A 24,839-nucleotide genomic window follows, 5' to 3' on the forward strand; every position below is an offset into this window, starting at 1 on the left:
CCGTCCCGGCGTCGTCGCGGGCTACGCCGACTCGCTGAGCAGGCGGGCCAGGTGCTCCCGGCCGGAGTCGAGCAGGTCCGGCAGCGGGGGTGCCGACTCGTGCCCGCGCTTCTTGTACTCCCAGCACAGCCAGCCGTCCCAGCCGTTGCGGGAGAGTACCTCCACGCACTCGGTGAGCGGCAGGACGCCCGCGCCCAGCGGCAGGGGGGTCCGGTCGTCGGCGGAGGCGATGTCCTCGACCCGGACATAGCCGAGGTACGTGGACAGGGCGGCGTAGGTCTCCTGCGGCTGCTCGCCGCCCAGCCAGGTGTGCATCACGTCCCACAGCGCGCCCACCTGGAGGTGGCCGACCGCGCCCAGGACGCGCAGCACGTCCGCCCCCGTGGGATGGGAGTCACGGGTCTCCAGGAGGATGCGTACGCCCAGGTCGGCGGCGTCCTGGGCGGCCGTGCCCAGGCGGCGGGCGGCGAGCGCGTCGGCCTCCTCGGGCGGCTGCTCGCCGCCGCCCGGGAGGACCCGTACGAAGGGGGCGCCCAGGTCGTGCGCCAGCTGGAGCTGCGCGCGGATCTCGGCGAGCACGGGTTCGTCGTCGCCCGGTGCTGCCACCTGTGTGTATCCCGCAAGCCCGAGGATCTCGACGCCCCCGGCCGCGAACTCGGCGGCGACGGAGGTCCGTTCGGCCGGGGTCAGGCCCGGGTGCACGGGCTCCTCGGGGTGGGTGCGCAGTTCGACGCCGTGGCAGCCGTGCGCCGCCGCGAGCCGTACGACGTCCGCCAGGGGCAGACCGGGGACACCGTGAGTGGAGAACGCCAGCTTCATGGTCACGGAACCTACCCGCCCGTCCGCGGCTGACGCCTTCCCGACGCGCAACCCCCTGTGTCGGCAGGCACCCGGTCCCGCTGCGGGTTCACGCGCGGGGAGCCGCCGTCGAGCCGCGGACCATCAGTTCCCCGGGCACCAGGGCGATGCCGGCCGCCGGGGGTTCCTCGCGGCTTGTCGCGATGCGGCCCGCCCGGGCCCCGGCCTCCGTCAGCGGCAGCCGGATCGTCGTCAGCGCCGGTACGGCGTCGATCGCGGCGGGGAGGTCGTCGAAACCGGCCACCGACATGTCCTCGGGGATGCGCAGGCCGAAGGTGCGCAGCGCGGCGCACGCCCCCAGCGCCACCGTGTCGTTGGCCGCGACGACCGCCGTGAGGGACGGTTCGCGGCGCAGCAGTTCGAGGGCGGCGTCGTAGCCCGTGCGGCGGTCGTAGGGGCCGTGGACCGTCCGCCGGGGGTGGTCCTCGATCCCGGCGGCGGCGAGGGCCTGCCGGTGGCCCTCCAGGCGGTGCCGGGTGGTGGTGCGTTCCTCGGGGCCCGCGATGTAGCCGAGCCGCCGGTGGCCCAGGCCGATCAGATGCTCGGTGAGGCGTCGGCCGCCGTCCCGGTTGTCGAAGGCCAGCGCGATCGCCTCGGGGGCCGGTGGCCGCCCGCACAGCACCACCCGCGTCCCCGCCGCCGCCAGCTTGCCCAGCTTGGCGCCCACCGCCTCCGCGTGCGCGCCGTCCTCCACCGCGCCACCGGTCAGCACCACGGCCGCCGCCCGCTGCCGCTGGAGCAGCGTCAGATAGGTCAGCTCCCGCTCCGGGCAGCCCCCGGTGTTGCAGACCACGGCGAGCCGTTCGCCGCCCGCCCGCCCGCAGGTGCCGCCGATCTCCGCCTGGATCGCGCTGGCCATGATCCCGAAGAACGGGTCGGCGATGTCGTTCACCAGGATCCCGACCAGGTCGGAGGTGGCTGCCGCGAGGGCGCTCGCCGTGCCGTTGAGGACGTAGTCCAGTTCGTCGACCGCGCGCAGCACCCGCTCCCGGGTCGGGGCCGCCACCGGGTAGTTCCCGTTCAGTACGCGGGACACCGTGGCGGACGACACCTGAGCGTGCGCCGCCACGTCGGCAAGGGTCACCGTCATCGTCGTCGTCCTCCGGTCGCGGGCGGGGGTCAGGCATCCATCTACAGGTCTGCGGACAACCCTGTACAGGCCCGTGCTTCCCCGCGCCCCGGCGGACCGGGCCGTCGTTCACGGCGGGAGCAGCGTACCCAGTGGCCCCAGATCGAGGTTGAGATCGGCGAGTGTGAGGCCGTACTCGTCGCACAGTTCGGCCATCCGGTCGTGCAGCAGCATCAGGGTCAGCCCGAGCCGCTCCTCCTGCTCCTCCGTCAGCCCGCCCTCGTCGACCCGGCGCAGAGCCTGCCGCTCCATGAGCTGGCGCAGCAACTCGACCAGGGTCAGGACCAGTTTGACGAGGTCCCGCTCCACCGTCTCCGGGTCGGTGTGCAGCCGTCGCGCGGCCTGTCGGCCCCGTCCGGAGGGCGGCGGGGACATCTCGTCCGGCCGGGCCGGGAGCACGGAGAACGCCCGGGTGGCGGCCTCGGCCACCTCCCGCAGCCGGTCGGCGCCGGGGCCGTCAGCCGGCGTCGTCACCGGAACCGCCCGGGGCGAGTGCCGGTCCCGGCGGCAGCAGTCCCGCCCACCCCTCGTCCAACTCCTCCCGGACGGCGACCAGTACCGCCCGCAGGGAGATCCGTACGAGGTCGATGTCCGCGATGGACAGGACGAGATCTCCGGTCAGCACCACACCACCGCTGAGCAGCCGGTCCAGCAGATCGATCAGTGCGACCTGCGGCTGGCTGACCGGGCGCTCGTCGTACGGGTCGTAGGAGTCCCGGTACACACCGCCGTACCGGTCGTCCCGTGTACGGCCGTAGGAGTCGTACGCGTTGTCGTGTCCGACATCGTGCGTGCCGCCGTACCGGCCGTCGTACTCGCTCACCGCTGACCGGCCCCCTCCTGAGTCCCGGGCTGTGTCTCGGGCCCGAGGGGAGCGGTGAAGGAGTACGGCGCCCACGGGCCGGTGACCTCCACCCGTACTCCGGCCAGGCCGTCCGCCGCGTGCAGCATCCGGGTGCGGAACTCCCCGGACACCCGGCGCGGCACCAGATAGGCGTCGTTCGCGATGTTCTCGCCGGGTGTCCGGGCCAGGCTGCCCTGCTGCGGGCGGTGCCGGGTCCGCTCCACCGCGAGGCCGCGGGCCTCGCGCTCCGTGCGCCGGACGGCCTCCTCGGCGACCCGCCAGGCGTCCTCGCGCTCCTGCCGCTGGTGGCGTCGGCGCCGCAGATACGCGCGCCCGGCGTCCTCCGCGACGGCGGGGGAGGCGGGGGAGGCGGGGGCGGCGGAGGGCGGCTGGGCCTCGGCGTACACCTTCACCCCCCACTCCTCGTGGTCGGCGAGCCGGTCCAACTGCGCCGTGAGGTCCGCCTTCCGCTCGTCGAGCATCTGCCGCACCCGGGCCTCGTCGAGATACACGGTGGCCAGCCGCAGCGGAAGCACGGTGGTGTGCGCGGCGAGGGCCTCGATCACCCGGTGGTGCGCGCGGGCGGTGGCTTCCAGCCATTCCAGGTTCTCCAGGCCCGCCTTGAGGGCCTCCTCCGAGAAACCCTCCCGGGGCACCGCGCTGACCGCGGCGGCCAGCCGGCCCGAACGGACCAGGGCGACGGGCGCCTCCGCCACTCCGCGCACCCCGGGGAGGTCCGGCGGAGCGGACCCCATCACGGCGTATGCGTAGCACAGTTGCTGCTCGTCCACCGGTCTCAGCTCCGGTCCTCTTCGTCCTCTTCGCCCTCGTAGCGCCCGCCGGTCCGCTCGGCCCGCTCGGTCTTCTGGGCCCTGTCGGCTCGCGTCCTACGAGTGCTTCCGGCCGTCCGGGTCCGGCGCGGGGGCGCGCCCCCGCGGTCCTCGGACGTGCGCCGCCTGCGGCGGGGTTCCACGGCGGCCTCCTGCTCGGCGTCCGGGGCCTTGCGCGAGCGGCGGCGGCTCTCCGTACTGGCCGCGGCCGTCTCTTCCGCCGTGGCCAGTTCCTCCGCTTCCTCCGCCGCGGTCGGCTCCCTCGCCGGGGCCAGCTCCTCCGCCGGTGACTCGGCGATCTGCCGCCGCAGCGCCGCCACCTCGGCGCGCAGCCGTTCGTTCTGCTCCTCCAGGCCCGCCCGGCGGCCATCGGATCCGGACGCCCGGGAGGACAGGGCCGGGTCGTGCTCCCACCAGTCGATGCCGATCTCCCTGGCCTTGTCGACGGACGCCACCAGGAGCCGGAGCTTGATGGTGAGCAGCTCGATGTCCAGCAGATTGATCTTGATGTCGCCGACGATGACGATGCCCTTGTCGAGCACCCGCTCAAGGATGTCGGCCAGGTTCGCGCTGGACCCCTGACCATACGGGCTCAGGGGCCGGGACGACGTGGGGACTGGCTCGGTCACGGCGCACTCGACCTCGTTTCGCTGGGGCCCCGGCGCCGACGGTGCGGGAACAGGCGGGCGCGCACCTCAGTGCCCGGATCTAACCGCGGCGCCGACGCCTCGACGGGGCTTCCTCCTCCGGCTCGTCGTAGCGGTCCTCGTCCTCCTCCCGCTCGTCCTCGTCGTCCTCCTCCTCGTACTCGTCGGAGTCCTCGTATTCGTCGTCCTCGGTGCCTTCGGCGTCCTCGTCGTCCTCCTCGCCGTCCTCGTCCTCCTCGCCGTCCTCGTCCTCTGCCTCTTCGTCCGCGGGCGCTTCGTCCTCGTCGTACTCGTCCTCGGGGTACTCCTCGTACTCCTCCTCGGCCCGCTCCTCCTCCTCGACCTCCTCCGGAGTACGCGTCACCTCGCCCTCGCGGATCTCGCCGCGCCAGGCGCCGGTTGCCTCACCGTGGCTCGTGATGAACGCGCTGTAGAGCTTCAGATCGAGCCGCACCCGGCGGCCCTGGGCGCGCCAGAGGCCGGCGGTCTTCTCGAAGAAGCCCTGCGGGTAGTACTGGATGACCAGCAGCACCCTGGTGAGGTTGTCCCCGAGCGGGTGGAAGGTGACCACGCCCTTGTGGGTGCCCTTGGGTCCCTCGGTGGTCCAGACGATCCGCTCATCGGGCACCTGTTCGGTGATATTGCCCCGCCAGTGGCGGCGCGATTTGGCGATCTTCGCCTGCCACTGGCAGGAGACGTCGTCGTGCTGCTTGACGTCCTCGACGCCCTTGGCGAAGCGGTTGAAGTCCGTGAACTGTGTCCACTGGTTGTAGGCCTCCCGCACGGGCACGCCGACGTCGATGCCCTCGATGATGGTCAGCGACTTGCCCTGACCGTCGGACTTCTTCTTGCCGCCCACACCGACTGCCTCCTTGGCCTTGTCCAGCAGCGCGTCCTTGGCGTGGGAGAGGAGTCCACCGCCGCCCCCGCCCCCGTCCCCGTCCCCTCCGCCGCCGAGGAGCCCGCCGCCCCCGCCCAGCAGCTTCTTGCCGCCCTTGAGGGCGAGGTCCGTCAGCATGCCGGGTCCGAGACGTGCCTCGGCCAGCTTGCGCGCTCCCTCGCCCAGCCGCTCGCCCATGTCCCCGATCAGTGCCTCGGCCCTGGTCCCCAGATAGTCCTCCAGCTCCTGGACCAGCCGGTCCGTGGCGGGATTCTGCTTCGCCTGCTCGCGAACCCTGCTGAGGGCACCGTCAGCCATCGTCCGGCCTCCTCGATCGTGCGGAACCGCTCTTCGTACGGCTCTGGGCCGCCTTCTTCGCCGGTGCCTTCCTGGCCGGTGCCTTCTTCGCAGCCGTCTTCTTGGCGGCGGTCTTCTTGGTCGGAGCCGCCGTCTTCCGGCGCGGCTCCGCTTCCCGGTCCGCACCGCGCCGCCGCGTCCCCGTGCCGCGTGCCGCGCCCCGGCGCTGCTCGCGCTCGTCCTCCTCGCGCTCGTCCTCGTCGTCCTCGGGCTCTTCGTCCTCGGGCTCCTCGTCACGGTCCGCTCCGGCCGCGCCCTGTGTCCGGTCCTTCAGCCCGCTGGTGCGCTCGTGCAGCGCGTCGGCGAGGCTCTCGGCCTTCGCCGTCAGGAGGTTGGTCGCCGCGGCCTTGCCCGCGCCCGCCAGTTCGGTGCGCACCTGCTCGCTGACGTTCCCGAGCAGCGGCGAATCCGCGAGGAGCTTGCCCAACTGGTCGGGTTTCACCTTCGACCCGGCCAGCATCGCCCCGATACTCAGCGCGAGCTTGGCCTTCTTCGTCCGGCCCAGCAGATAGCCGCAGAGAACAGCCGCCGCGATCTTGGCGTTGATCATGATTCGTCTTCTCTCCTTGCCTGGACGTCACGTCCCGTGTGTCCACGGCCGGGGCAGCGCGTGCCGCGGGGCCGCGGCCGGTTCTCACCAGCCGCTCTGCCCGCCGCGCCGCAGCTGGTGGACCCTGATCTCCTCCAAGCGGTGCAGCAGTTCCTCCTCACGCCGGGCGAACTCCTCCTCGCCGATCCGGCCTTCGTTCCTGGCCCGCTCCAGCCGGACGAGCCCCTCCTGCACGGGGGCGGGGTCGTAGTACTCGTCCTCCGCGGTCTTCACGACCTTGTCGAGCACCCAGCCGATGCCCCGCACCGGGGCGAACGGCAGCGTCAGAATCCCGCTGACCAGTCCCATTCCGCTCCGCCTCCTCGTGCCGTTCGGATCGTGCCGGTTCGGATGTGCCGATGTGCCGGTTCGGACCTGGCCTGCCGCCGAAACGGTCAGGTGAAGCTGTATGGCGGCAGCGGCCCCCGCACCCGCAGCTCCGCACGCTCGCCCAGGCGTTCGGCCAGGTCCCGGCCGGTCCGGGTGAACTCCTCGTCCTGCTCGTCCTCCACCAGGAAGGACGCGTTCACGAAGTACTGCTGGGAGGGTGGGGCGACCTTCTCCGCGAGAGCCAGCGGGCGCAGCGCGTCGAGCACCTCGGCGGCCAGCGCCTCCTGGCGGTTCTGCACCTCCTGCGCCACCAACTGGCCGAGTGCCAGCCGGTCCTGGTAGGTCCCGCTGCCGTCCCGGGTCGCCTCGTTCAGGGCACGGGCCTGCTCGGACTCCGCCAGCACGGCGCGCAGCGCCTCGTCCTCGTCCTGAAGGCCCTTCACATGGAACTCGGCCCGTCCGGCCAGCTCCCGGAGCCGCTGGGTGAACTCCTCGGCCCGCTCCCGCAGCACGGCGCGCACCGCGTCCTCGTCGGGGGCGACGAACCCGAAGCTCAGCGGCAGCACGGTGCCGTCCGCCCACAGCTGCTCCTGGGCCCTGTGGTGCGCCTCCAGATCGCGGCGCGCCACCGAGAGGTCCTGCGGGGCCTCGCTGACGACGGCGCGCAGGGAGCCGTCGTCCACCGTGCGCAGTTCGCCGGGCGACGCGCCCACGCCCTTGATGCCGTCCAGGTCCAGGGGATGGGAGTCGTCGGTGATCGCGTAGACATACAGTGCCATCGCTGCGTTCACTCCTCCCGATCCCTGTCCCTGGAGGAGCGGCGGCTCGGGCGCCGTTCGGCGTGCTCGCGCTCCTTGCCGCGCTTGTCGTCGCCGTGGCCCTGGAGCGAGTCCGTGAACGCCTCCACGGCGCCGGTCAGCGCCCCCTTGCTCTTGCCGTGGGCGCCGCCCTCGGTGACACCCTCGACGATGTCGGTCAGTTGCGCGGGTGCCTTGCGGCCGGACTCCAGATCCAGCCGGTTGCAGGCCTCCGCGAAGCGCAGATAGGTGTCGACGCTGGCCACGACGACCCGGGCGTCGATCTTCAGGATCTCGATGCCGACCAGGGACACCCGGGCGAAGACATCGATGACCAGACCGCGGTCGAGGACGAGTTCCAGCACGTCGTAGAGGGTTCCCGCGCTCCCGCCGCCGCCTCCGGCGGCGGGTGCACCGCCACCTCCTGGCACCACCGTCACGATCTTTCCCCTCGTAGGCCCCACATCGGCGGGGAGCCGCCGTCCTAGCGGCCCTCCCGGTCGACCTCGGCGCGGGTGTAGCGGCGCGCACGCTCGTACGCCATCAGCTGACCCGCAGGATCCAGAACGACCTTGTAGCTGGCCATCACGCTGCTGGTGTCGGGGACGCGCTCCAGCTCCACGACCTCCACCAGGGCCTCCCAGCCCTCGTCCGTCGGCTTCAGCGCGGAGACGGACTGCGGGGCGCGCCCCAGCAGCTCGGACAGCTGCCGTGCCGCGTTCCGCATGGCCTGGGGGGCGGGGACGCGCCCGGAACCGGAGGTCTCCGGCTCCTCGGCGGACGTCTTCCGCGCCGGACCGGACGGCTCCCGCGACGGGGGGCGTGTCCTCTTGCGCTCACGGTCGTTCGTAATCATTCACCTTCTTACTCTTCTGCCCATGGTTCACCCTCTTCGTCCCGTATGCCAGTTATATGACCGGGCTTTCCGGATTTCTGGGACACGAAAGAAATTTCTTCTCCGGCCGTGCAACCCTTCCCGCACTCCGCCGGTCGTACGGGGAGTCAGAACCCCTGGAGGGGGATCCGGGGGGATCACGGGGGCTCTGACGGGGAGGGGAAACCGAGGGGCCCGGTCCATGGACCGGGCCCCTCGAAGATGTACGGACAGGCGGCTCAACGGCGCGCGGGCAGGCGGCCCGAAGGCCCGTGGACAGGCGGCTCGAACGGCGCACGGGCAGGCGCCGTCAGAAGAAGACCCCGCAGCGCAGCAGCACATTCGCATACGGCCGGGCCTCGCCCGTGCGCACCACCAGACGGCACCCGGCCGACATCCGCTTCAACTCCTCGTGCGGGACCAGCGACAGGTCCGAAAAGCGCGCCCGCAGGAGCGCCGCCGCCTCCGCATTGGCCTCCCCGGTCTCCCGCGCCGCGGTCGCGCCCTCCACCACCAGCTCGTCCAGCAGACCGTCCAGGACCTCCGCGAAGGACGGGACTCCGGCGCGGAACGCCAGGTCGACCACGCGCGGGCCGTCCGGTATCGGCATGCCCGCGTCGCACACCAGCACCCCGTGCCCATGGCCCAGCTCGGCCAGCGCCCCGGCGAGGTGGCGGTTGAGGATTCCGGCCTTCTTCACAGCGCGTCGACCTCTCCGGCTGTGGGGTACGACTCCTGCGCGCCGGGCCGGGTGACCGCGGCCGCGCCCACCCGGGCCGCGTAGGCCGCCGCGTCCTCCAGCGAGGAGCCCGCGCCCAGCCGCCAGGCCAGCGCCGCCGTGAACGCGTCGCCCGCGCCGGTGGTGTCCACCGCCCGCACCGTCACCGAGGGGACCCGGACCGTGGACCCGGCGGTCGCCACCAGCGCCCCTTCGGCACCCAGTGTCACCACGACCGACCGCGGGCCGAGCGCCAGCAGCGCCGCCGCCCACTCCTCGGGGGAGCCGTCCAGCTCGGCGCCCGTGATGACCCGCGCCTCGTGCTCGTTGACGATCAGCGGGTCGCAGGCCGCCAGCACCTCGGCGGGCAGCGGCCGGGGCGGCGACGGATTCAGTACGAAGCGGGTGCCGGACGGCAGACTCCGTACGACCTCCACCACCGTCTCCAGCGGGATCTCCAGCTGCGCCGAGACCACCCGGGAGGCGGCCAGCAGATCACCGGCGGCCCGTACGTCGTCCGGGGCGAGCCTGCCGTTGGCGCCCGGGGAGACCACGATGCTGTTGTCCCCCGACGGATCGACCGTGATCAGCGCGACGCCGGTGGGCGCCCCGCCGACCAGGACACCCGCCGTCGCCACCCCGGCGGCGCGCTGTGCCTCCAGCAGCAGCCGGCCGTGCGCGTCGTCGCCGACCCGGGCCAGCAGCGCCGTACGGGCGCCGAGGCGGGCGGCGGCGACCGCCTGGTTGGCGCCCTTGCCGCCCGGGTGGACGGCCAGGTCGGAGCCGAGCACGGTCTCCCCGGCGGCGGGCCGCCGCTCCACCCCGATCACCAGGTCGGCGTTGGCCGAGCCCACGACCAGGAGGTCGTAGTCGTACATGAACTGTCTCCCATCGGATCCCCGAGGACCCACGTGCAACCACTACTGCCACAGCGGTGAAACCGGTGCCACGGCGGGGGGGGGGGGGGGGGGGCGCGGGGCGCCCCCCCCCCCGGCGCCCCCCCGGCGGGGGGGGCGGGGGGGCGCCGCCCCCCCCCCCCGCCGGGACCCAAACACCCCCACCACACACCCCCCCCCCCCCACCCCACCCCCCCCCACCCACACCCCCCCCTTCCCGACCCGGCCCCCGCGCGGGGGCGCGGCCCGGCGCGCCCCGCCCCCCCCCCCCCGCCGTGGCGGACACGGAAGGCGCGGGTCAGCCGGTGAACCCGGCCACGTTCTCCTTGGTGACCACCTTCACCGGAACCTTGACCGTCTCCTCGACCTTCTTGCCCTGGGCGGCCCGCAGCGCGTTGTCCACCGCGATCCGGCCCAGCTGCGAGGGCTGCTGCGCCACCGACGCGTACAGCGAACCCGCCTTGACCGCGGCCAGGCCGTCGGGCTCGCCGTCGAAGCCGACCACCTGCACGGACGTGCCCGCCTTGGTGCCGAGCGCCTTGATCGCGCCGAGCGCCATCTCGTCGTTCTCGGCGAAGACACCCTGGATGTCGGGGTGCGCCTGGAGCAGGTTGGTCATCACGTCGAGGCCCTTGGTGCGGTCGAAGTCGGCGGGCTGCCGGGCGACGACCTGGATACCGGGGTAGGCCTTCAGACCCTCCTCGAAGCCCTGGCCGCGCTCACGGCTGGCGGAGGTGCCGGCCAGGCCCTGGAGCATCACGATCCTGCCCTTGCCGCCCAGCTTCTCGGCCAGCGCCTTGGCGCCCAGCTTGCCGCCCTCGATGTTGTCGGAGGCGACCAGCGCGGCCGTCTTCGCCTTGTTGACACCCCGGTCCACGCCCACCACGGGGACGCCCGCCTTGTTCGCGGCGCGCACCGAGGGGCCCGCCGCGTCCGAGTCCACCGGGTTGACGATGATGGCGCTCAGGTTCGAACTGGTGAAGTTCTGGAGCTGGTTGGCCTGCTGTGAGGCGTCGTTCTGGGCGTCCGTGACGGTCAGGTCGACGCCCGCCTTCTTCGCCTCGGCCTGCGCGCCCTGCTTGATCTGCACGAAGAAGGGGTTGTTGAGGGTGGACAGGGACAGACCCACCTTCCGTGTGCTGGAGTTCGAACCGCCGTGCAGGAACGACAGGGACGCCACCACCGCCACCGCGACCACGGCCGCGAGCAGATAGGTCAGCGCCTGCTTGCCCCTGCCCGCACCGCCCGGCGTCCCGGCGGCCACCGGGGTGGCCCCCGCCTTGCGCCGCACGGTGTCCAGCAAGACCGCCAGGGCGATCACCACACCGATGACCACCTGCTGCCAGAAGGCCGACACCGACAGCAGGTTGAGGCCGTTGCGCAGCACCGCCAGGATCAGCGCGCCGATCAGGGTGCCGGACGCCTTGCCGGTGCCGCCCGCCAGGGAGGCGCCACCGATGACGACCGCGGCGATCGCGTCCAGCTCGTAGCCGTTGGCGGCCTGCGGCTGCGCGGAGGACAGCCGGGCGGCCAGCACGATGCCCGCGGCCGCGGCGAACAGGCCCGACAGCGCGTAGATCGCGATCTTCTGCCGCTTCACCCGCAGCCCCGAGAGCCGGGCCGCCTCCTCGTTGCCGCCGATCGCGTACATGGACCGGCCGATGTACGTACGGCCGAGGACGAACGCGGTGATCAGGCCCATCACGACCATGACCAGCACCGGCACGGGCAGCCAGCCGCCGAGGGTGTCCCCGAGGTGTGAGACCGAGCCGGGCAGGGTGATCGGGGAGCCCTGGGAGATGACCAGCGACAGTCCGCGGCCCACCGACAGCATGGCCAGCGTCGCGATGAACGGCGGCAGCTTCCCGTACGAGATCAGCACACCGTTGACCAGACCGGCGGCCAGGCCGGTGGCGATCGCGAGGACCACCGCTATCGCCACCGGGACGCCCTCGGAGGTGGCGCTCCAGGCGAGCACGGTGGCGGACAGCGCGGCCACCGAACCGACCGACAGGTCGATGCCCGCCGAGACGATCACAAAGGTGACACCGAAGGCGAGGATGGCGGTCACGGCCGCCTGCACGCCGATGTTGAGCAGATTGTCGGTGGTCAGGAAGTCGCCGGACAGCGCCGACATCACGATGACCAGGCCGATCAGCGCGGTGAGCGCGCCGTTGTCGAGCAGAAGGCGGCGGATCCCGCCGACGCCACCGGCGCCCGCCCGGCTGGGATGCGTGTCAGTGGCCACGGGGGGCCTCCTTGTCGTTCGGGGAGGTGGGGGCGTTGCCGTTCGGGGAGTTGGGGGAGTTGGGGGTGGGGGTTGGGGTGGGAGCGGAGACGGCGAGCGCCATGACGGAGTCCTGGGTCGCCTCGGCGGCGGAGAGTTCGCCCGCGATCCGGCCCTGGGCCATCACCAGGACCCGGTCGCTCATGCCGAGGACCTCCGGCAGATCGCTGGAGATCATCAGGACCGCGGCGCCCGCGGCCGTGAGTTCGTTGATCAGCTGGTAGATCTCGACCTTGGCTCCGACGTCGATCCCGCGCGTCGGCTCGTCGAGAATGAGCACCCGGCTGTCCGCCAGCAGCCACTTGCCGATGACGATCTTCTGCTGGTTGCCGCCGGAGAGCGTGCGGACCTGCTGGCCGAGTCCGGCCATCCGCACCCGCAGCCGGTCGGCCACCGTGGCCGCGGCGGTGTGCTGGGCCCGGCGGTCGACGACCCCGCCACGGGTCGCGGCCCGCAGGGTGACCAGCCCGAGGTTCTCCTCGATGGACGCGTCCAGGACCAGCCCCTGGCCCTTGCGGTCCTCGGGCACCAGCCCGATCCCGGCCGCCATCGCGGCGTTGACGTCGGAGCCGCGCACCCGCGCACCGGCCACCCGCACGGCTCCCGTGTCATAGGGGTCGGCGCCGAACACGGCCCGCACGACCTCGGTGCGCCCGGCTCCCACGAGCCCCGCGACACCGACGACCTCACCGGCCCGCACCTCGAAGGACACATCGTGGAAGACGCCGTCCCGGGTGAGGCCCTCGACGGTGAGCAACGCCTCCCCGGCATCGGTGCGTTCCCGCGGGTACTGCTGCTCGATCGACCGCCCCACCATGAGGCGTACGAGTTCGTCCTCGGGCGTGGAGGCGGGCACCTGCCCGACGCTCCTGCCGTCCCGGATCACGGTCACCCGGTCGCCGAGGGCGGCGATCTCCTCCAGGTGGTGGGTGATGAAGACGACTCCGACGCCGTCCTCGCGCAGCTGCCGCACGATGGCGAACAGCTTCTCCACCTCTTCGGAGGTGAGTACGGCCGTCGGCTCGTCCATGATGAGCACGCGCGCGTTCAGGCTCAGCGCCTTCGCGATCTCGACCATCTGGAGCCGGGCGATGCCGAGGTCCCGCACCCGGGTGCGGGGGGACACCTGGACGCCGACCCGTTCGAGAAGCTCGGCGGCGTCCGCCTCCATCCGCTTCCGGTCGATCATCCCGAGACGGCGCGGCTGCCGGCCCAGGAAGATGTTCTCGGCGACGGTCAGATCGGGAACGAGGTTGAACTCCTGGTAGATGGTGGCGATCCCGAGGCGCTCGGAGTCCTGCGCCCCGTGGATGCGCACCTCCTCGCCACCGGCCAGGATCCGCCCGCCGTCCGGGCGGTAGGCGCCGGAGAGCATCTTGATCAGGGTGCTCTTGCCCGCGCCGTTCTCACCGAGCAGCACATGCACCTCGCCCCTGCGCAGGTCGAAGTCGACACCGTCGAGCGCGACCACGCCGGGGAAGGTCTTGCGTATGCCCTCGATGCGCAGCAACTCGTCCGCGTTGCTCACGACGTGCTCCTTTGCGTGGGGGTCGGCCGCGCAGCGGGGGCCTGCGCGGCATCCGGCTCGCCGCACGAGCGGCGTACGACGAGACGGGCGGGGAGGGTGACGGACTCGGGGGGCCGCCCCTCGATGCGGTCGACCAGCGCGCGCACGGCGGCGCGTCCCAACTCCCGTGTGGGCTGGGCGATCGCGGTGACCGGCGGGTCGGTGTGAACGAACCACGGGATGTCGTCGAACGCGGCGAGCGCGATGTCGTCGGGGACCCGCAGCCCGCGCGCCCGTACGGCGTCCAGCGCGCCGAGCGCCATCAGGTTGTCGGCGGCGAACACGACCTCGGGCGGCTCGGCCAGGTCGAGGAACCGCTCGGTGGCCCGGCGCCCGCTCTCGGCCTGGAAGTCGCCCTGGCCTATGTAGGCGTCCGGGAGGGGGAGTCCGTAGTCGCCGAGGGCCGCACGGAAGGCCTCGACCCGCTCGCTGCCGGTCGTGGTCGCCGCCGGACCCGCGATGATCGCGAGGCGCCGGTGGCCGAGCGCGTGCAGATGGGCCACCAGGTCGTACACGGCGGTCCGGCCGTCCGCGCGCACCACGGGCACGTCGACGCCGCCGATCCACCGGTCCACGAAGACCATCGGGGTGCCGTCCCGTGCGGCGTCCAGCATCAGCGGGGAGCCGCCGCAGGTCGGGGAGACGAGCAGGCCGTCGATCCGCCGGTCCAGCAGGGTCCGCACATGGTGGTCCTGGAGGTCGGGCCGCTCGTCGGCGTTGCCGATGATCACGCTGTAGCCCAGGGCGCGGGCCTCCTCCTCGACGGAGCGTGCCAGCAGCGTGAAGTAGGGGTTGAGCACATCGCTGATGACCAGGCCGAGGGTGCGGGTCTGGTCGGTGCGCAGGGAGCGGGCGACGGCGTTGGGGCGGTAGCCCAGCGCCTCGACGGCGGCCAGTACGCGGGTGCGTGCGTCGGCGCTGACCGACGGATGGCCGTTCAGGACGCGGGACACCGTGGCAACGGATACGCCCGCCGCGGCGGCGACGTCCTTGATGCTCGGCATGGCCGGGACCACCTCCTTGTGAGTCCGGTGCTTTTGAGCGGGTTGCGGTCGTTTCGCGAAGCGATGGAATCGTTTACAACGACCGGCACGCAGGATTGGAATCGATTACACGGGGATGAATCAAGAGGTGGAGGGGGCCCGAGACCGGATTGTGACCCGATGGTGGCCGCACAGATGAACGACGCCCCACACAAATGAACCCCGTCACACCGGCCTGGCGGCTGCGCGGCGAGGGGGGCCGCGCGGCCGCGCGCGGCGAGGTGGCCCGGAGACGGCGTGCGGCGAGGTGAGGTTGCCCGGAGGGCGGCAGGCCGCTCCGCGGCTGCCTGTGAGGCGCCGGGCGGCGAGGCGTGGCCGTCCGGGAAGCGGCGGGCCGCTCCGCGCGGTTGCCCGCAGGCAGCGGGACGCTCCACGCGGCTGCCCGTAAGGCGGTGTGCAGGGAGGTGAGGCAGTCCGGAGGACTCTCGGCCGCCCCGCGCGGTTGCCCCGGAAGGAAGCGTGCTGTGAGGTGCCGCCTTCCACGAAGCGGCGGGCCGCTCCATGCGGCTTCCCGCAAGGGCCGCGTGCGGCGCGGAGCGGCTGCCCGGACGGCGACGGCCCGCTCGCGAGGCCGCCCCGCAAGGCGGCGTGCTGCGAGGCGTGGCCCGCTCAGCAACTGGCGGGCCGCTCCACGCGGTTGCCCGCAAGGCAGCGGGCCACTCCGCGAGGTGGCCCGGAGGCGGCGTACATCGAGGCGAGGCTGCCCGGACGGTCGCGGTCCGCGCCGCGAGACCGCCCGCGCGGCTGCGCGCGGCGAGGCTGCCCGGGCGGCGGCGAGCCGCTCCACGCGGCCGCCCGCAAGGCCGCGTGCACCCAGGCGCGCCTACCCAGAAGCCAGCGGCCCGCGCCGCCCGACGGCCTCCCTCCCGGCGCCCTCGCTCCCGGCGGCCCCCCTCTCGGCGGCCCTCGCCCCCAGCGGCCCGCGCCGCCAGGCGGCCCCCCTCCCGGCGCCCTCGCTCCCGGCGGCCCGTCCCGGACTGTCGGTGCCGGGCGGTAGCGTCGGGTCATGACCACGGAGGCGAGTCGGGCGGGGCGGGCGGGGGACGGGGAACGGCGTCTGGCCACCCTGGAGGGCGTGCTCGAACGGATCACCTACGCCAACGAGGAGAACGGATACACGGTCGCCCGCGTCGACACCGGCCGCGGCGCCGGTGATCTGCTCACCGTCGTCGGCGCGCTCCTCGGCGCGCAGGTCGGGGAGTCGCTCCGGATGGAGGGCCGCTGGGGCTCCCACCCCCAGTACGGACGGCAGTTCACCGTCGAGAACTACACGACCCTCCTGCCGGCCACCGTCCAGGGCATCCGCCGCTATCTGGGCTCGGGCCTGGTCAAGGGCATCGGCCCGGTCTTCGCCGACCGCATCACCCAGCACTTCGGCCTGGACACCCTGAGGATCATCGAGGAGGAGATCGGGCGGCTGATCGAGGTCCCCGGCCTCGGGCCCAAGCGGACCAGGAAGATCGCCGACGCCTGGGAGGAGCAGAAGGCGATCAAGGAGGTCATGCTCTTCCTCCAGACCGTCCAGGTCTCCACCTCCATCGCCGTGCGCATCTACAAGAAGTACGGCGACGCCTCCATCTCCGTGGTGAAGAACCAGCCCTACCGGCTGGCCGCCGACGTCTGGGGCATCGGCTTCCTCACCGCCGACCGGATCGCCCAGTCCGTCGGCATCCCGCACGACAGCCCCGAGCGCGTCAAGGCGGGCCTCCAGTACGCCCTGTCCCAGTCCGCCGACCAGGGGCACTGCTATCTCCCCGAGGAGCGGCTCATCGCGGACGCGGTCAAGCTGCTCCAGGTCGACACGGGGCTGGTCATCGAGTGCCTGGCCGAGTTGGCGGCGCCCCCCGAGGAGGGTGCGGACCCCGGTGTCGTACGGGAGAAGGTGCCCGGTCCCGACGGGCAGGAGCCGGTCACCGCCGTCTATCTGGTCCCCTTCCACCGGGCCGAACTCGCCCTGTCAGCACAGCTGTTGCGCCTGCTGCGGACCGAGGAGGACCGGATGCCCGGCTTCCGGGACGTGGCCTGGGACAAGGCGCTCGGCTGGCTCAAGGGGCGCACGGGAGTCGAACTCGCCCCCGAACAGGAGGAGGCCGTACGGCTGGCGCTGACCCGGAAGGTCGCCGTCCTCACCGGCGGCCCCGGCTGCGGCAAGTCCTTCACCGTCCGCTCCATCGTCGAACTCGCCCGCGCCAAGCGGGCCAAGGTGCTGCTCGCGGCACCCACCGGCCGGGCCGCCAAACGCCTGTCCGAGCTGACCGGCGCCGAGGCGTCCACGGTCCACCGGCTGCTGGAGCTGAAGCCCGGCGGTGATGCGGCCTACGACCGGGACCGCCCGCTGGACGCCGATCTGGTGGTGGTGGACGAGGCGTCGATGCTGGATCTGCTGCTCGCCAACAAGCTGGTCAAGGCCGTGCCGCCGGGCGCCCATCTGCTCTTCGTGGGCGATGTCGACCAGTTGCCGAGCGTGGGCGCGGGCGAGGTGCTGCGGGACCTGCTCGCCGAGGGGGGCCCGCTCCCCGCCGTGCGTCTGACCCGGGTCTTCCGCCAGGCCCAGCAGTCCGGAGTGGTCACCAACGCGCACCGCATCAACGCCGGGCAGCATCCGCTCACCGACGGCCTGAAGGACTTCTTCCTCTTCGTCGAGGACGACACCGAGGAGGCCGGGCGGCTCACCGTGGACGTGGCGGCCCGGCGGATCCCGGCCCGCTTCGGCCTCGACCCGCGCCGGGACGTCCAGGTGCTCGCCCCCATGCACCGGGGCCCCGCCGGGGCGGGCGCCCTCAACGGCCTGCTCCAGCAGGTCATCACCCCCGGCCGCCCCGATCTGCCGGAGAAGCGGTTCGGCGGCCGGGTGTTCCGCGTCGGGGACAAGGTCACCCAGATCCGCAACAACTACGAAAAAGGGGAGAACGGCGTCTTCAACGGCACCGTGGGCGTGGTCACCTCGCTCGACCCGGTCGACCAGCGGCTGACGGTGCGCACGGACGAGGACGAGGAGGTTCCCTACGACTTCGACGAACTGGACGAGCTGGCCCACGCCTACGCGGTGACCATCCACCGCTCGCAGGGCAGCGAGTACCCGGCGGTGGTCGTCCCGGTGACCACCGGAGCCTGGATGATGCTCCAGCGGAATCTGCTCTACACGGCGGTGACCCGCGCCAAGAAGCTGGTGGTTCTCGTTGGTTCGCGCAAGGCGATCGGCCAGGCGGTGCGCACGGTGTCGGCGGGCCGCCGGTGCACGGCCCTGGATTTCCGGCTGTCCCCGGGGCCCCTCGGCGGCTGATCTCCGCTCCCGGGGTCCGGTCCCGAAAAAAATGATCGATCAAACGAGTCGTGAAGGTCACAGAGCCCTTCCGGAACCGGGTGATGGGGGGCAGGATGAGCAGGTTGACGGCACTCAGTGCCGCCGATGGGCCCAATGGTCGACCCCGAGTGCACTCTCCTGCGCCAAATGGGGGATGGTAGAGACAGTCAGGGCACCTCGAAGATGAGGCACTACGTCGGTGAGGGAAGACGTGAGCGACAACTCTGTAGTACTGAAGTTCGACGGCAGCGAGTACACCTACCCGGTGGTCGACAGCACCGTCGGCGACAAGGGCTTCGACATCGGGAAGCTCCGCGCCCAGACCGGGCTGGTCACCCTGGACAGCGGCTACGGCAACACCGCCGCCTATAAATCAGCCGTCACCTATCTGGACGGCGAGCAGGGCATCCTCCGGTACCGCGGCTACCCGATCGAGCAGCTGGCAGAGCGCTCCACCTTCCTGGAGGTGGCGTACCTGCTGATCAATGGCGAGCTGCCCACCGTCGACGAGCTCTCGGTTTTCAAGAACGACATCACGCAGCACACCCTGCTGCACGAGGACGTCAAGAACTTCTACAAGGGCTTCCCGCGCGACGCGCACCCGATGGCGATGCTGTCCTCGGTGGTCTCCGCGCTGTCCACCTTCTACCAGGACAGCCACAACCCGTTCGACGAGAAGCAGCGCAACCTCTCGACGATCCGGCTGCTCGCCAAGCTTCCGACGATCGCGGCGTACGCCTTCAAGAAGTCGATCGGCCACCCGTTCGTCTACCCGCGCAACGACCTCGGCTATGTCGAGAACTTCCTGCGCATGACGTTCTCCGTGCCGGCCCAGGAGTACGACCTCGACCCGGTCGTCGTCTCTGCGCTGGACAAGCTGCTGATCCTGCACGCGGACCACGAGCAGAACTGTTCGACCTCGACCGTGCGCCTGGTGGGCTCGTCGCAGGCCAACATGTTCGCCTCCATCTCGGCCGGTATCAACGCGCTGTGGGGTCCCCTGCACGGCGGCGCCAACCAGTCCGTCCTGGAGATGCTGGAAGGCATCCGCGACTCGGGCAACGACGTCGACACCTTCATCCGCAAGGTGAAGAACAAGGAGGACGGCGTCCGCCTGATGGGCTTCGGCCACCGGGTCTACAAGAACTTCGACCCGCGTGCCCAGATCATCAAGGCCGCCGCGCACGACGTGCTCTCCGCCCTGGGCAAGAACGACGAACTCCTCGACATCGCCCTGAAGCTGGAGGAGCACGCGCTCTCCGACGACTACTTCGTCGAGCGCAAGCTCTACCCGAACGTCGACTTCTACACCGGTCTGATCTACCGCGCGATGGGCTTCCCGACCGAGATGTTCACGGTCCTGTTCGCCCTTGGCCGCCTCCCGGGCTGGATCGCCCAGTGGACCGAGATGATCAAGGAGCCGGGATCCCGCATCGGCCGCCCGCGTCAGATCTACACGGGTGTGGTGGAGCGCGACTTCGTCCCGGTCGAGGAGCGCTGAGCCTCCGGCCCCAGGCCCACGGCTGACCTCCTGCCCCAGGCAGAAAAAGCGGAAGGCGCCCCGGCGGCGGTCCCCCCACGGGCCGACGTACGGGGCGCCTTCCCATGTCCCGGTGCGGATTCCCCCCACGGGATCCGGCCGGGCGCCTACGGGACAGCGCCTGAATCGCTGCGAGCAAAACGAGCACAACTCGGCGTACCACTGCGATGCGGTCTGCCGGGACCCGTACGGATCGGGAGGGCCGCTCAAAGCTCCCCGGTGTACGCGTCCCGGCGTCGCAGTTTCCCGAGAACGTCCCCCAAGACATCCCCGGATGTCAGCGGCGCCCCCCAAGACGCCTCTGACATCGCCAACTTAGACCCACGAACCCTTCCGTTGGTTACGTTCACATCGTTGTGATCTGCGTCTCTTGCTTATGTCCTGAAATCAGGCAAGAGGACCGACACGCCGATCAGGGCCCCAGCGTAAGGAAGATGCGCGAGCCTTGTGAAGAGCTTATGTGAGGCATGCGTCGGACTCTAGAGGGACTCTTACTCCGGCGTCAGGAAAATGCCCTCAGCCGCAGGCTGTTCGTCACCACGAAGACGGACGAGAAGGCCATCGCCGCGCCCGCGATCATGGGGTTGAGCAGCCCGGCCGCGGCCAGCGGCAGCGCGGCCACGTTGTAGCCGAAGGCCCACACCAGGTTTCCCTTGATGGTGGCGAGCGTCCGCCGGGACAGCCGGATCGCGTCCGCGGCCACCCTCAGGTCCCCCCGCACCAGCGTCAGATCGCTCGCCTCGATCGCCGCGTCGGTGCCGGTGCCCATGGCGAGCCCCAGATCGGCGGTGGCGAGCGCGGCCGCGTCGTTGACGCCGTCGCCGACCATGGCGACGGTCCGCCCTTCGCCCTGGAGCCGCCGGACCGCCTCGGCCTTCTCCCGCGGCAGCACCTCCGCGATCACGTCCCCGGCGTCGATGCCGACGGCGCGCGCCACGGTCTCGGCCACCGCCCGGTTGTCCCCGGTCAGCAGCACCGGCTTCAGCCCGAGGGCCCGCAGTTCCCGTACAGCCTCGGCGCTGGTCTCCCTGATGGAGTCGGCGACGGTGAGGACACCGAGTGCCAGGCCGTCCCGGGCGACCACGACGGCCGTCCGCCCCGCCGCCTCGGCGTCGGCCTTCGCCCGGGCCAGGGTGTCCGGGAGTGCGTCCTGGAAGCGGCCCACCGCGACCTCGCGGCCCTCGATGCGCCCGCGCACCCCGAGTCCGGGCGCGTTCTCGAAGTGCTCCGGCGCGGGGAGGGCGCCCACGCGCTCCCGGGCGCCCTCCGCGACGGCCCGGGCGATGGGGTGCTCCGAGGCGTGCTCCAGGGCGCCCGCGAGCCGCAGGACCTCCTTCTCGTCGGCCCCTTCGGCGATGTACACCTCCTGGAGCGCCATCCGGCCGGTGGTGAGGGTCCCGGTCTTGTCCAGGACCACGGTGTCGACGCGGCGCGTGGACTCCAGTACCTCGGGCCCCTTGATCAGGATCCCGAGCTGTGCGCCCCGCCCGGTGCCCACCATCAGCGCCGTCGGAGTGGCGAGCCCCAGTGCGCAGGGGCAGGCGATGATCAGTACCGCCACGGCCGCGGTGAAGGCGGCGGCCGTGCTGCCGGTGACGCCGAGCCACACCCCGAAGGTGCCGAGCGCGATCAGCAGCACCACGGGCACGAAGACCCCGGCGACCCGGTCCGCGAGGCGCTGCACCTCGGCCTTGCCGTTCTGCGCGTCCTCGACCAGGCGCGCCATCCGCGCCAGCTGGGTGTCGGCGCCCACCCGGGTCGCCTCCACCACCAGCCGTCCTCCGGCGTTGACCGTCGCCCCGGTCACGGAGTCCCCGACTGCCACGTCCACCGGCACCGACTCCCCGGTCAGCATGGACGCGTCGACGGCGGAGGAGCCCGCCACCACGGTCCCGTCGGTGGCGATCTTCTCCCCGGGGCGTACGACGAACCGGTCGCCGACGGCCAGTTGCGCCACCGGGACCCGCACCTCCCGGCCGTCGCGCTCCACCGCGACGTCCTTGGCGCCCAGTTCGAGCAGCGCCCTCAGGGCCGCGCCCGCGCGCCGCCGGGAGCGGGCCTCCAGATAGCGGCCGAGCAGCAGGAACGCGACGACTCCCGCCGCCACTTCCAGATAGACGGTGTCCGCCCCGTCCGCGCGGGAGACGGTGAGGTCGAAGCCGTGGCGCATGCCGGGCATCCCGGCGTCCCCGAGGAACAGCGCCCACAGCGACCAGCCGAAGGCGGCCAGGGTGCCGACCGAGACCAGGGTGTCCATGGTGGCGGCGGCGTGCCGGGCGTTGGTGAGGGCCGCCCGGTGGAAGGGCAGTCCGCCCCAGACCACGACGGGCGCGGCCAGGGTGAGCGAGAGCCACTGCCAGTAGTCGAACTGGAACGCGGGGATCATCGACATCAGGACCACGGGCAGGGCGAGCGCGGCGGAGACGGCCAGCCGACCGCGCAGCGCCGCCGTCTCCGGGTCCTCCTCGGGAGTCCGCCCCTCCCGCGGCCCGGGCCCCTCGGGCCGCGGGGGCGGGGGCGCCTCGGCCGTGTAGCCGGTCTTCTCCACGGTGGCGATCAGATCGCCGACCGCGATGCCCTCGGCGTAGACGATTTTCGCCTTCTCCGTCGCGAAGTTCACCGTGGCGGTGACGCCGTCCAGGCGGTTGAGCTTCTTCTCGACCCGGGCGGCACAGGAGGCACAGGTCATGCCGCCGATCGTCAGCTCGACCTCGGACTGTGCCGCCCGGGCTATCGGGGCGGGTGCTGCGGTACTGGTCATGTCCGTTCTCCAGACGGGGAGCCGGGGCGTACGGAGCCGGTATCAGCCGGTCGGCACGGCCCGGTGCGGAGAGGTGCTGCGGGGAGGTGCTGCGGGGAGGGGCGGGTCGGCTCAGGCCCTGCCGACCAGCTCGAAGCCCGCCTCGTCGACGGCGGCGCGTACGGCCTCGTCGTCGAGGGGTGCGGCGGAGACCACCGTGACCTCGCCGGTGGACGCGACGGCCGCGACCGAGCTGACCCCGGCGACAGTGGAAAGCTCACCGGAGACGGACCCCTCGCAGTGCCCGCAGCTCATCCCGCTCACCTTGTACACGGTGGTCACGGAAGCGGAATTCTCGGTCTGCGTCGTCATGGCGTCACTCCTCGGGGAGACGTGGGGGGCTTGCGTGCATCAGATTATACCCCTAGGGGGTATCACCCAAGGGGGCGACACAGCAGCGGCCCGTCCCGGACGGGACGGGCCGCTGGGCGGAACCGGGAGGGACCTGGGCTCCCCGGGCAGCCGCAACGGGTCAGGGCTCCGCGCGGCCCCGGTTGCGGGGCCGGGAAGCCACCCAGGCCCTGACCGTGTCGGCGTACCAGTAGGGCTTTCCGCCCTCCACATGGTCGGGCGGGGGAAGCAGCCCGTGCTTGCGGTACGACCTCACGGTGTCCGGCTGTACCCGGATGTGCGCGGCGATCTCCTTGTACGACCAGAGGTGGTGGTCGGTCATGAATGGCACCTCCTCGCGCGCGCCGCGGTGGCGACCGGGGGAGGCCGACAGGGGAGCCGGGCGTGCGCTGGCGATCACGAACCTGTGCTCCTCAACGAGGCGGGGCCGGGCCGGGCAGGGCCTGTGGACGGGGTGTGACAGAACATCGGTCCCCGCGGGACACGCGTGACGCGCCGGGGTTCTTTGTGACAGGGATGACGCAATCGGCGGGTCGCCCCGGCCGCCTGCCCGTTCCGGGTACGGCAACGACCCAGGGGCACCACCCCTGGTGAGGGTGGTGCCCCTGGGCCGTGACCGTGAGGTCCGCGCGGGTGCCGGGCGCGGACGCCCGGCACCCGTCGGTACTAGAAGCGGGACGCGACGCGGCCCCGGCGGTACAGGATGAGACCGCCGGCCAGCATGGCGACGCTGACCGCGGAGGCCGCGAGGACGCCCTCACTGCCGGTGTGGGCCAGGGTGGGGGCCGGGTGCGCGGGGCTGACGGGCGAACCGGCCGGGGTGGTGCCCGACGGCCCGGACGGCTGGTTCGGAACCGTCTGCGGAGGCGTGGACGCGGGCGGCTGCGAGGTCGTCCCCGTGGAGCCCGGCGGCGGGGTCTGCGGCCCACCCGGGTTGCCGGGGGTGCCGGGGTTGCCAGGGGGGCACGGCGTGCCCGGGGTGCCCGGGGTGCCCGGCGTGCCGGGGGTGCCGGGGGTGCCCGGGTTGCCGTTGCCCGAGGTCTGGCCGGGCGGGGTCACCGTGTTCGTGCCGGGGCCACAGGACGTGTCGGACGCCCCGTTCAGCAGGCCGACCACGCTGACGCCGTTGCCGCAGGCGTTCACCGGCACGTGCACCGGGACCTGGACGTTGTTGCCGGAGCCGATGCCGGGGGAGTTGGACGTCGAACCACCGGCGCTCGCGCCCGTGTCCGTGGCGCCCGCGCCGCCGCCGGTGCCGCAGGAGTTGTCGGACGCCCCGTTCAGCAGGCCGACCACACTGACGCCGTTGCCGCAGGCATTGACCGGCACGTGCACCGGGACCTGGACGTTGTTGCCGGATGCGATACCGGGGGAGTCGCTCGTGGCGCCGGTGGCGTGCGCTCCCGAGGCCGCCGCCGCGCCTCCGCCGGAGCCGTGGGCACAGGCGTTGCCGAACGCGGGGTTCAACGCGGCGATCACATTGGCCGTGTTACCGCAGATGTTGACCGGGACGTGGACGGGGACCTGGACATTGTTGCCGGAGGCGACGCCGGGCGAGCCGTTCGCAGTGCCGTCGGCGTGCGAGTCCGCGTACACCGGGTTGCCGCACAGGGACAGGATGCCCGTCGCGGCGGCCGCCGCGACCATTCCCCTGCTCAGGGTCTGTCGCAATCTAGTTGTCTTCCTGCTGGTAGAAGTGGGTGAAGTGGGACGGCCGACCCTGGCACCGGAAAGAGGGCTCCAAGGCCGGCCGGGACACAGCCGGGCAGCTGATACGTGACGACGTCAGCCGGCGGCGGCCATGGCGTCAGGTGGTCGCGCAGGCGTTGTTGCCGGTCGGGTTGAGCAGTCCGAGGACGCTGACGGTGTCGCCGCAGACGTTGAGCGGGACGTCCACGGGAACCTGGATCACGTTGCCGGAGACAACACCCGGGGAGCTGGTCGCCGAACCCTCGGCACCGGAGTCGGCCATGGCCGGGGCGGCCATGCCGAGCGCCATGACGGCACCGGCGACAATGACGGCACTCTTCTTGTGCTTCACGTGCTTTCCCTTCTCTGCGGTCGTGCCCCTGTGACGGCCGAAACCGAGCGAGCACAGCGTGAACGGCCCGCCGCACGACCTGCACTCTGTGAAACGAGGAATAGACGACCGAAGCAACTCCCGATCGGAGGGTGGCGGGCAATTCACCCGAATGCCA

Annotated in this window: 24 protein-coding genes; 2 read left to right on the forward strand and 22 right to left on the reverse strand. The window is 72.2% G+C overall.

All coding sequences use genetic code 11. The features are described 5' to 3' along the window. Positions 1 to 21: 21 nt before the first annotated feature. The 17 genes from ACIHAA_RS07000 to ACIHAA_RS07080 all read right to left on the reverse strand — a co-directional run bounded on the left by ACIHAA_RS07000 (position 22) and on the right by ACIHAA_RS07080 (position 14,607). Entirely contained in the window at positions 22 to 819 is a 798-nt protein-coding gene (locus ACIHAA_RS07000; protein WP_399814523.1) for a sugar phosphate isomerase/epimerase family protein, read from the reverse strand. An 88-nt stretch (positions 820 to 907) separates the two neighbouring features. Then, complete coding sequence (locus tag ACIHAA_RS07005; protein ID WP_399814016.1) at positions 908 to 1,948, reverse strand: LacI family DNA-binding transcriptional regulator; 1,041 nt, start codon at positions 1,946 to 1,948, stop codon at positions 908 to 910. Between the two features lie 108 nt (positions 1,949 to 2,056). After that, a complete protein-coding gene (locus ACIHAA_RS07010) occupies positions 2,057 to 2,461 on the reverse strand; it encodes a gas vesicle protein K (protein ID WP_399814018.1) in 405 nt (134 codons plus the stop codon). Then, on the reverse strand, positions 2,445 to 2,810 hold the full coding sequence (locus ACIHAA_RS07015; protein ID WP_399814020.1) for a gas vesicle protein: 366 nt from the start codon (positions 2,808 to 2,810) through the stop codon (positions 2,445 to 2,447). Before ACIHAA_RS07015 ends, ACIHAA_RS07010 begins: the two co-directional genes overlap by 17 nt. Next, positions 2,807 to 3,622 (reverse strand): GvpL/GvpF family gas vesicle protein, encoded by an 816-nt coding sequence (locus ACIHAA_RS07020; RefSeq protein ID WP_399814022.1) that lies wholly within the window; start codon positions 3,620 to 3,622, stop codon positions 2,807 to 2,809. Before ACIHAA_RS07020 ends, ACIHAA_RS07015 begins: the two co-directional genes overlap by 4 nt. A 5-nt stretch (positions 3,623 to 3,627) precedes the next feature. Next, a complete protein-coding gene (locus tag ACIHAA_RS07025) occupies positions 3,628 to 4,290 on the reverse strand; it encodes a gas vesicle protein (protein ID WP_399814024.1) in 663 nt (220 codons plus the stop codon). Positions 4,291 to 4,369: 79 nt separating this feature from the next. Continuing rightward, positions 4,370 to 5,506 carry an SRPBCC family protein gene (locus tag ACIHAA_RS07030; protein ID WP_399814025.1) on the reverse strand — a complete coding sequence of 379 codons (1,137 nt, stop codon included), beginning with the start codon at positions 5,504 to 5,506 and terminating at the stop codon, positions 4,370 to 4,372. Beyond that, a complete protein-coding gene (locus tag ACIHAA_RS07035) occupies positions 5,499 to 6,095 on the reverse strand; it encodes an ABC transporter substrate-binding protein (protein ID WP_399814027.1) in 597 nt (198 codons plus the stop codon). Before ACIHAA_RS07035 ends, ACIHAA_RS07030 begins: the two co-directional genes overlap by 8 nt. 84 nt (positions 6,096 to 6,179) lie before the next feature. Continuing rightward, positions 6,180 to 6,443 carry a gas vesicle protein GvpG gene (locus tag ACIHAA_RS07040; protein WP_399814029.1) on the reverse strand — a complete coding sequence of 88 codons (264 nt, stop codon included), beginning with the start codon at positions 6,441 to 6,443 and terminating at the stop codon, positions 6,180 to 6,182. A gap of 86 nt (positions 6,444 to 6,529) precedes the next feature. After that, on the reverse strand, positions 6,530 to 7,243 hold the full coding sequence (locus ACIHAA_RS07045) for a GvpL/GvpF family gas vesicle protein (RefSeq protein ID WP_399814031.1): 714 nt from the start codon (positions 7,241 to 7,243) through the stop codon (positions 6,530 to 6,532). A gap of 8 nt (positions 7,244 to 7,251) precedes the next feature. Beyond that, the gene (locus ACIHAA_RS07050) at positions 7,252 to 7,695 is read right to left on the reverse strand and encodes a gas vesicle structural protein GvpA (protein ID WP_399814032.1); all 444 of its coding nucleotides are present in this window, start codon (positions 7,693 to 7,695) and stop codon (positions 7,252 to 7,254) included. A 50-nt stretch (positions 7,696 to 7,745) separates the two neighbouring features. Continuing rightward, positions 7,746 to 8,117, reverse strand: a complete 372-nt coding sequence (locus ACIHAA_RS07055) for a gas vesicle protein (protein WP_399814034.1) — start codon at positions 8,115 to 8,117, stop codon at positions 7,746 to 7,748. Positions 8,118 to 8,445: 328 nt separating this feature from the next. Then, positions 8,446 to 8,835, reverse strand: a complete 390-nt coding sequence (rbsD, locus tag ACIHAA_RS07060) for a D-ribose pyranase (protein WP_399814035.1) — start codon at positions 8,833 to 8,835, stop codon at positions 8,446 to 8,448. After that, positions 8,832 to 9,731: a ribokinase gene (locus tag ACIHAA_RS07065; protein ID WP_399814037.1), complete on the reverse strand. Its 900-nt coding sequence runs from the start codon at positions 9,729 to 9,731 to the stop codon at positions 8,832 to 8,834. Before ACIHAA_RS07065 ends, rbsD begins: the two co-directional genes overlap by 4 nt. A 316-nt stretch (positions 9,732 to 10,047) precedes the next feature. Continuing rightward, positions 10,048 to 11,997, reverse strand: a complete 1,950-nt coding sequence (locus tag ACIHAA_RS07070) for a substrate-binding domain-containing protein (protein WP_399814039.1) — start codon at positions 11,995 to 11,997, stop codon at positions 10,048 to 10,050. Continuing rightward, on the reverse strand, positions 11,987 to 13,564 hold the full coding sequence (locus tag ACIHAA_RS07075; RefSeq protein WP_399814041.1) for a sugar ABC transporter ATP-binding protein: 1,578 nt from the start codon (positions 13,562 to 13,564) through the stop codon (positions 11,987 to 11,989). The genes ACIHAA_RS07070 and ACIHAA_RS07075 overlap by 11 nt, the downstream gene beginning before the upstream one ends. After that, entirely contained in the window at positions 13,561 to 14,607 is a 1,047-nt protein-coding gene (locus ACIHAA_RS07080) for a LacI family DNA-binding transcriptional regulator (RefSeq protein WP_399814043.1), read from the reverse strand. The genes ACIHAA_RS07075 and ACIHAA_RS07080 overlap by 4 nt, the downstream gene beginning before the upstream one ends. A gap of 1,045 nt (positions 14,608 to 15,652) precedes the next feature. Here ACIHAA_RS07080 and ACIHAA_RS07085 point away from each other — a divergent pair. Both ACIHAA_RS07085 and ACIHAA_RS07090 read left to right on the forward strand, forming a co-directional pair. Further along, positions 15,653 to 17,929, forward strand: coding sequence for an ATP-dependent RecD-like DNA helicase (locus ACIHAA_RS07085; protein ID WP_399814045.1), 2,277 nt, complete (start codon positions 15,653 to 15,655; stop codon positions 17,927 to 17,929). A gap of 232 nt (positions 17,930 to 18,161) precedes the next feature. After that, complete coding sequence (locus tag ACIHAA_RS07090; RefSeq protein WP_399814047.1) at positions 18,162 to 19,451, forward strand: citrate synthase; 1,290 nt, start codon at positions 18,162 to 18,164, stop codon at positions 19,449 to 19,451. A 541-nt stretch (positions 19,452 to 19,992) separates the two neighbouring features. Here ACIHAA_RS07090 and ACIHAA_RS07095 read toward each other — a convergent pair. The 5 genes from ACIHAA_RS07095 to ACIHAA_RS07115 all read right to left on the reverse strand — a co-directional run bounded on the left by ACIHAA_RS07095 (position 19,993) and on the right by ACIHAA_RS07115 (position 24,640). After that, positions 19,993 to 22,251, reverse strand: coding sequence for a heavy metal translocating P-type ATPase (locus tag ACIHAA_RS07095; protein ID WP_399814048.1), 2,259 nt, complete (start codon positions 22,249 to 22,251; stop codon positions 19,993 to 19,995). A gap of 111 nt (positions 22,252 to 22,362) precedes the next feature. Continuing rightward, the gene (locus ACIHAA_RS07100; protein ID WP_399814049.1) at positions 22,363 to 22,602 is read right to left on the reverse strand and encodes a heavy-metal-associated domain-containing protein; all 240 of its coding nucleotides are present in this window, start codon (positions 22,600 to 22,602) and stop codon (positions 22,363 to 22,365) included. Positions 22,603 to 22,762: 160 nt separating this feature from the next. Beyond that, a complete protein-coding gene (locus tag ACIHAA_RS07105; protein ID WP_399814051.1) occupies positions 22,763 to 22,963 on the reverse strand; it encodes a helix-turn-helix transcriptional regulator in 201 nt (66 codons plus the stop codon). Positions 22,964 to 23,307: 344 nt separating this feature from the next. Beyond that, complete coding sequence (locus ACIHAA_RS07110) at positions 23,308 to 24,312, reverse strand: chaplin (protein ID WP_399814053.1); 1,005 nt, start codon at positions 24,310 to 24,312, stop codon at positions 23,308 to 23,310. A gap of 136 nt (positions 24,313 to 24,448) precedes the next feature. Further along, positions 24,449 to 24,640, reverse strand: coding sequence for a chaplin (locus ACIHAA_RS07115; RefSeq protein WP_399814525.1), 192 nt, complete (start codon positions 24,638 to 24,640; stop codon positions 24,449 to 24,451). Between the last annotated feature and the right edge of the window lie 199 nt (positions 24,641 to 24,839).

The organism is Streptomyces sp. NPDC052040, from assembly GCF_044548405.1.
Taxonomy (GTDB): Bacteria; Actinomycetota; Actinomycetes; order Streptomycetales; family Streptomycetaceae; genus Streptomyces.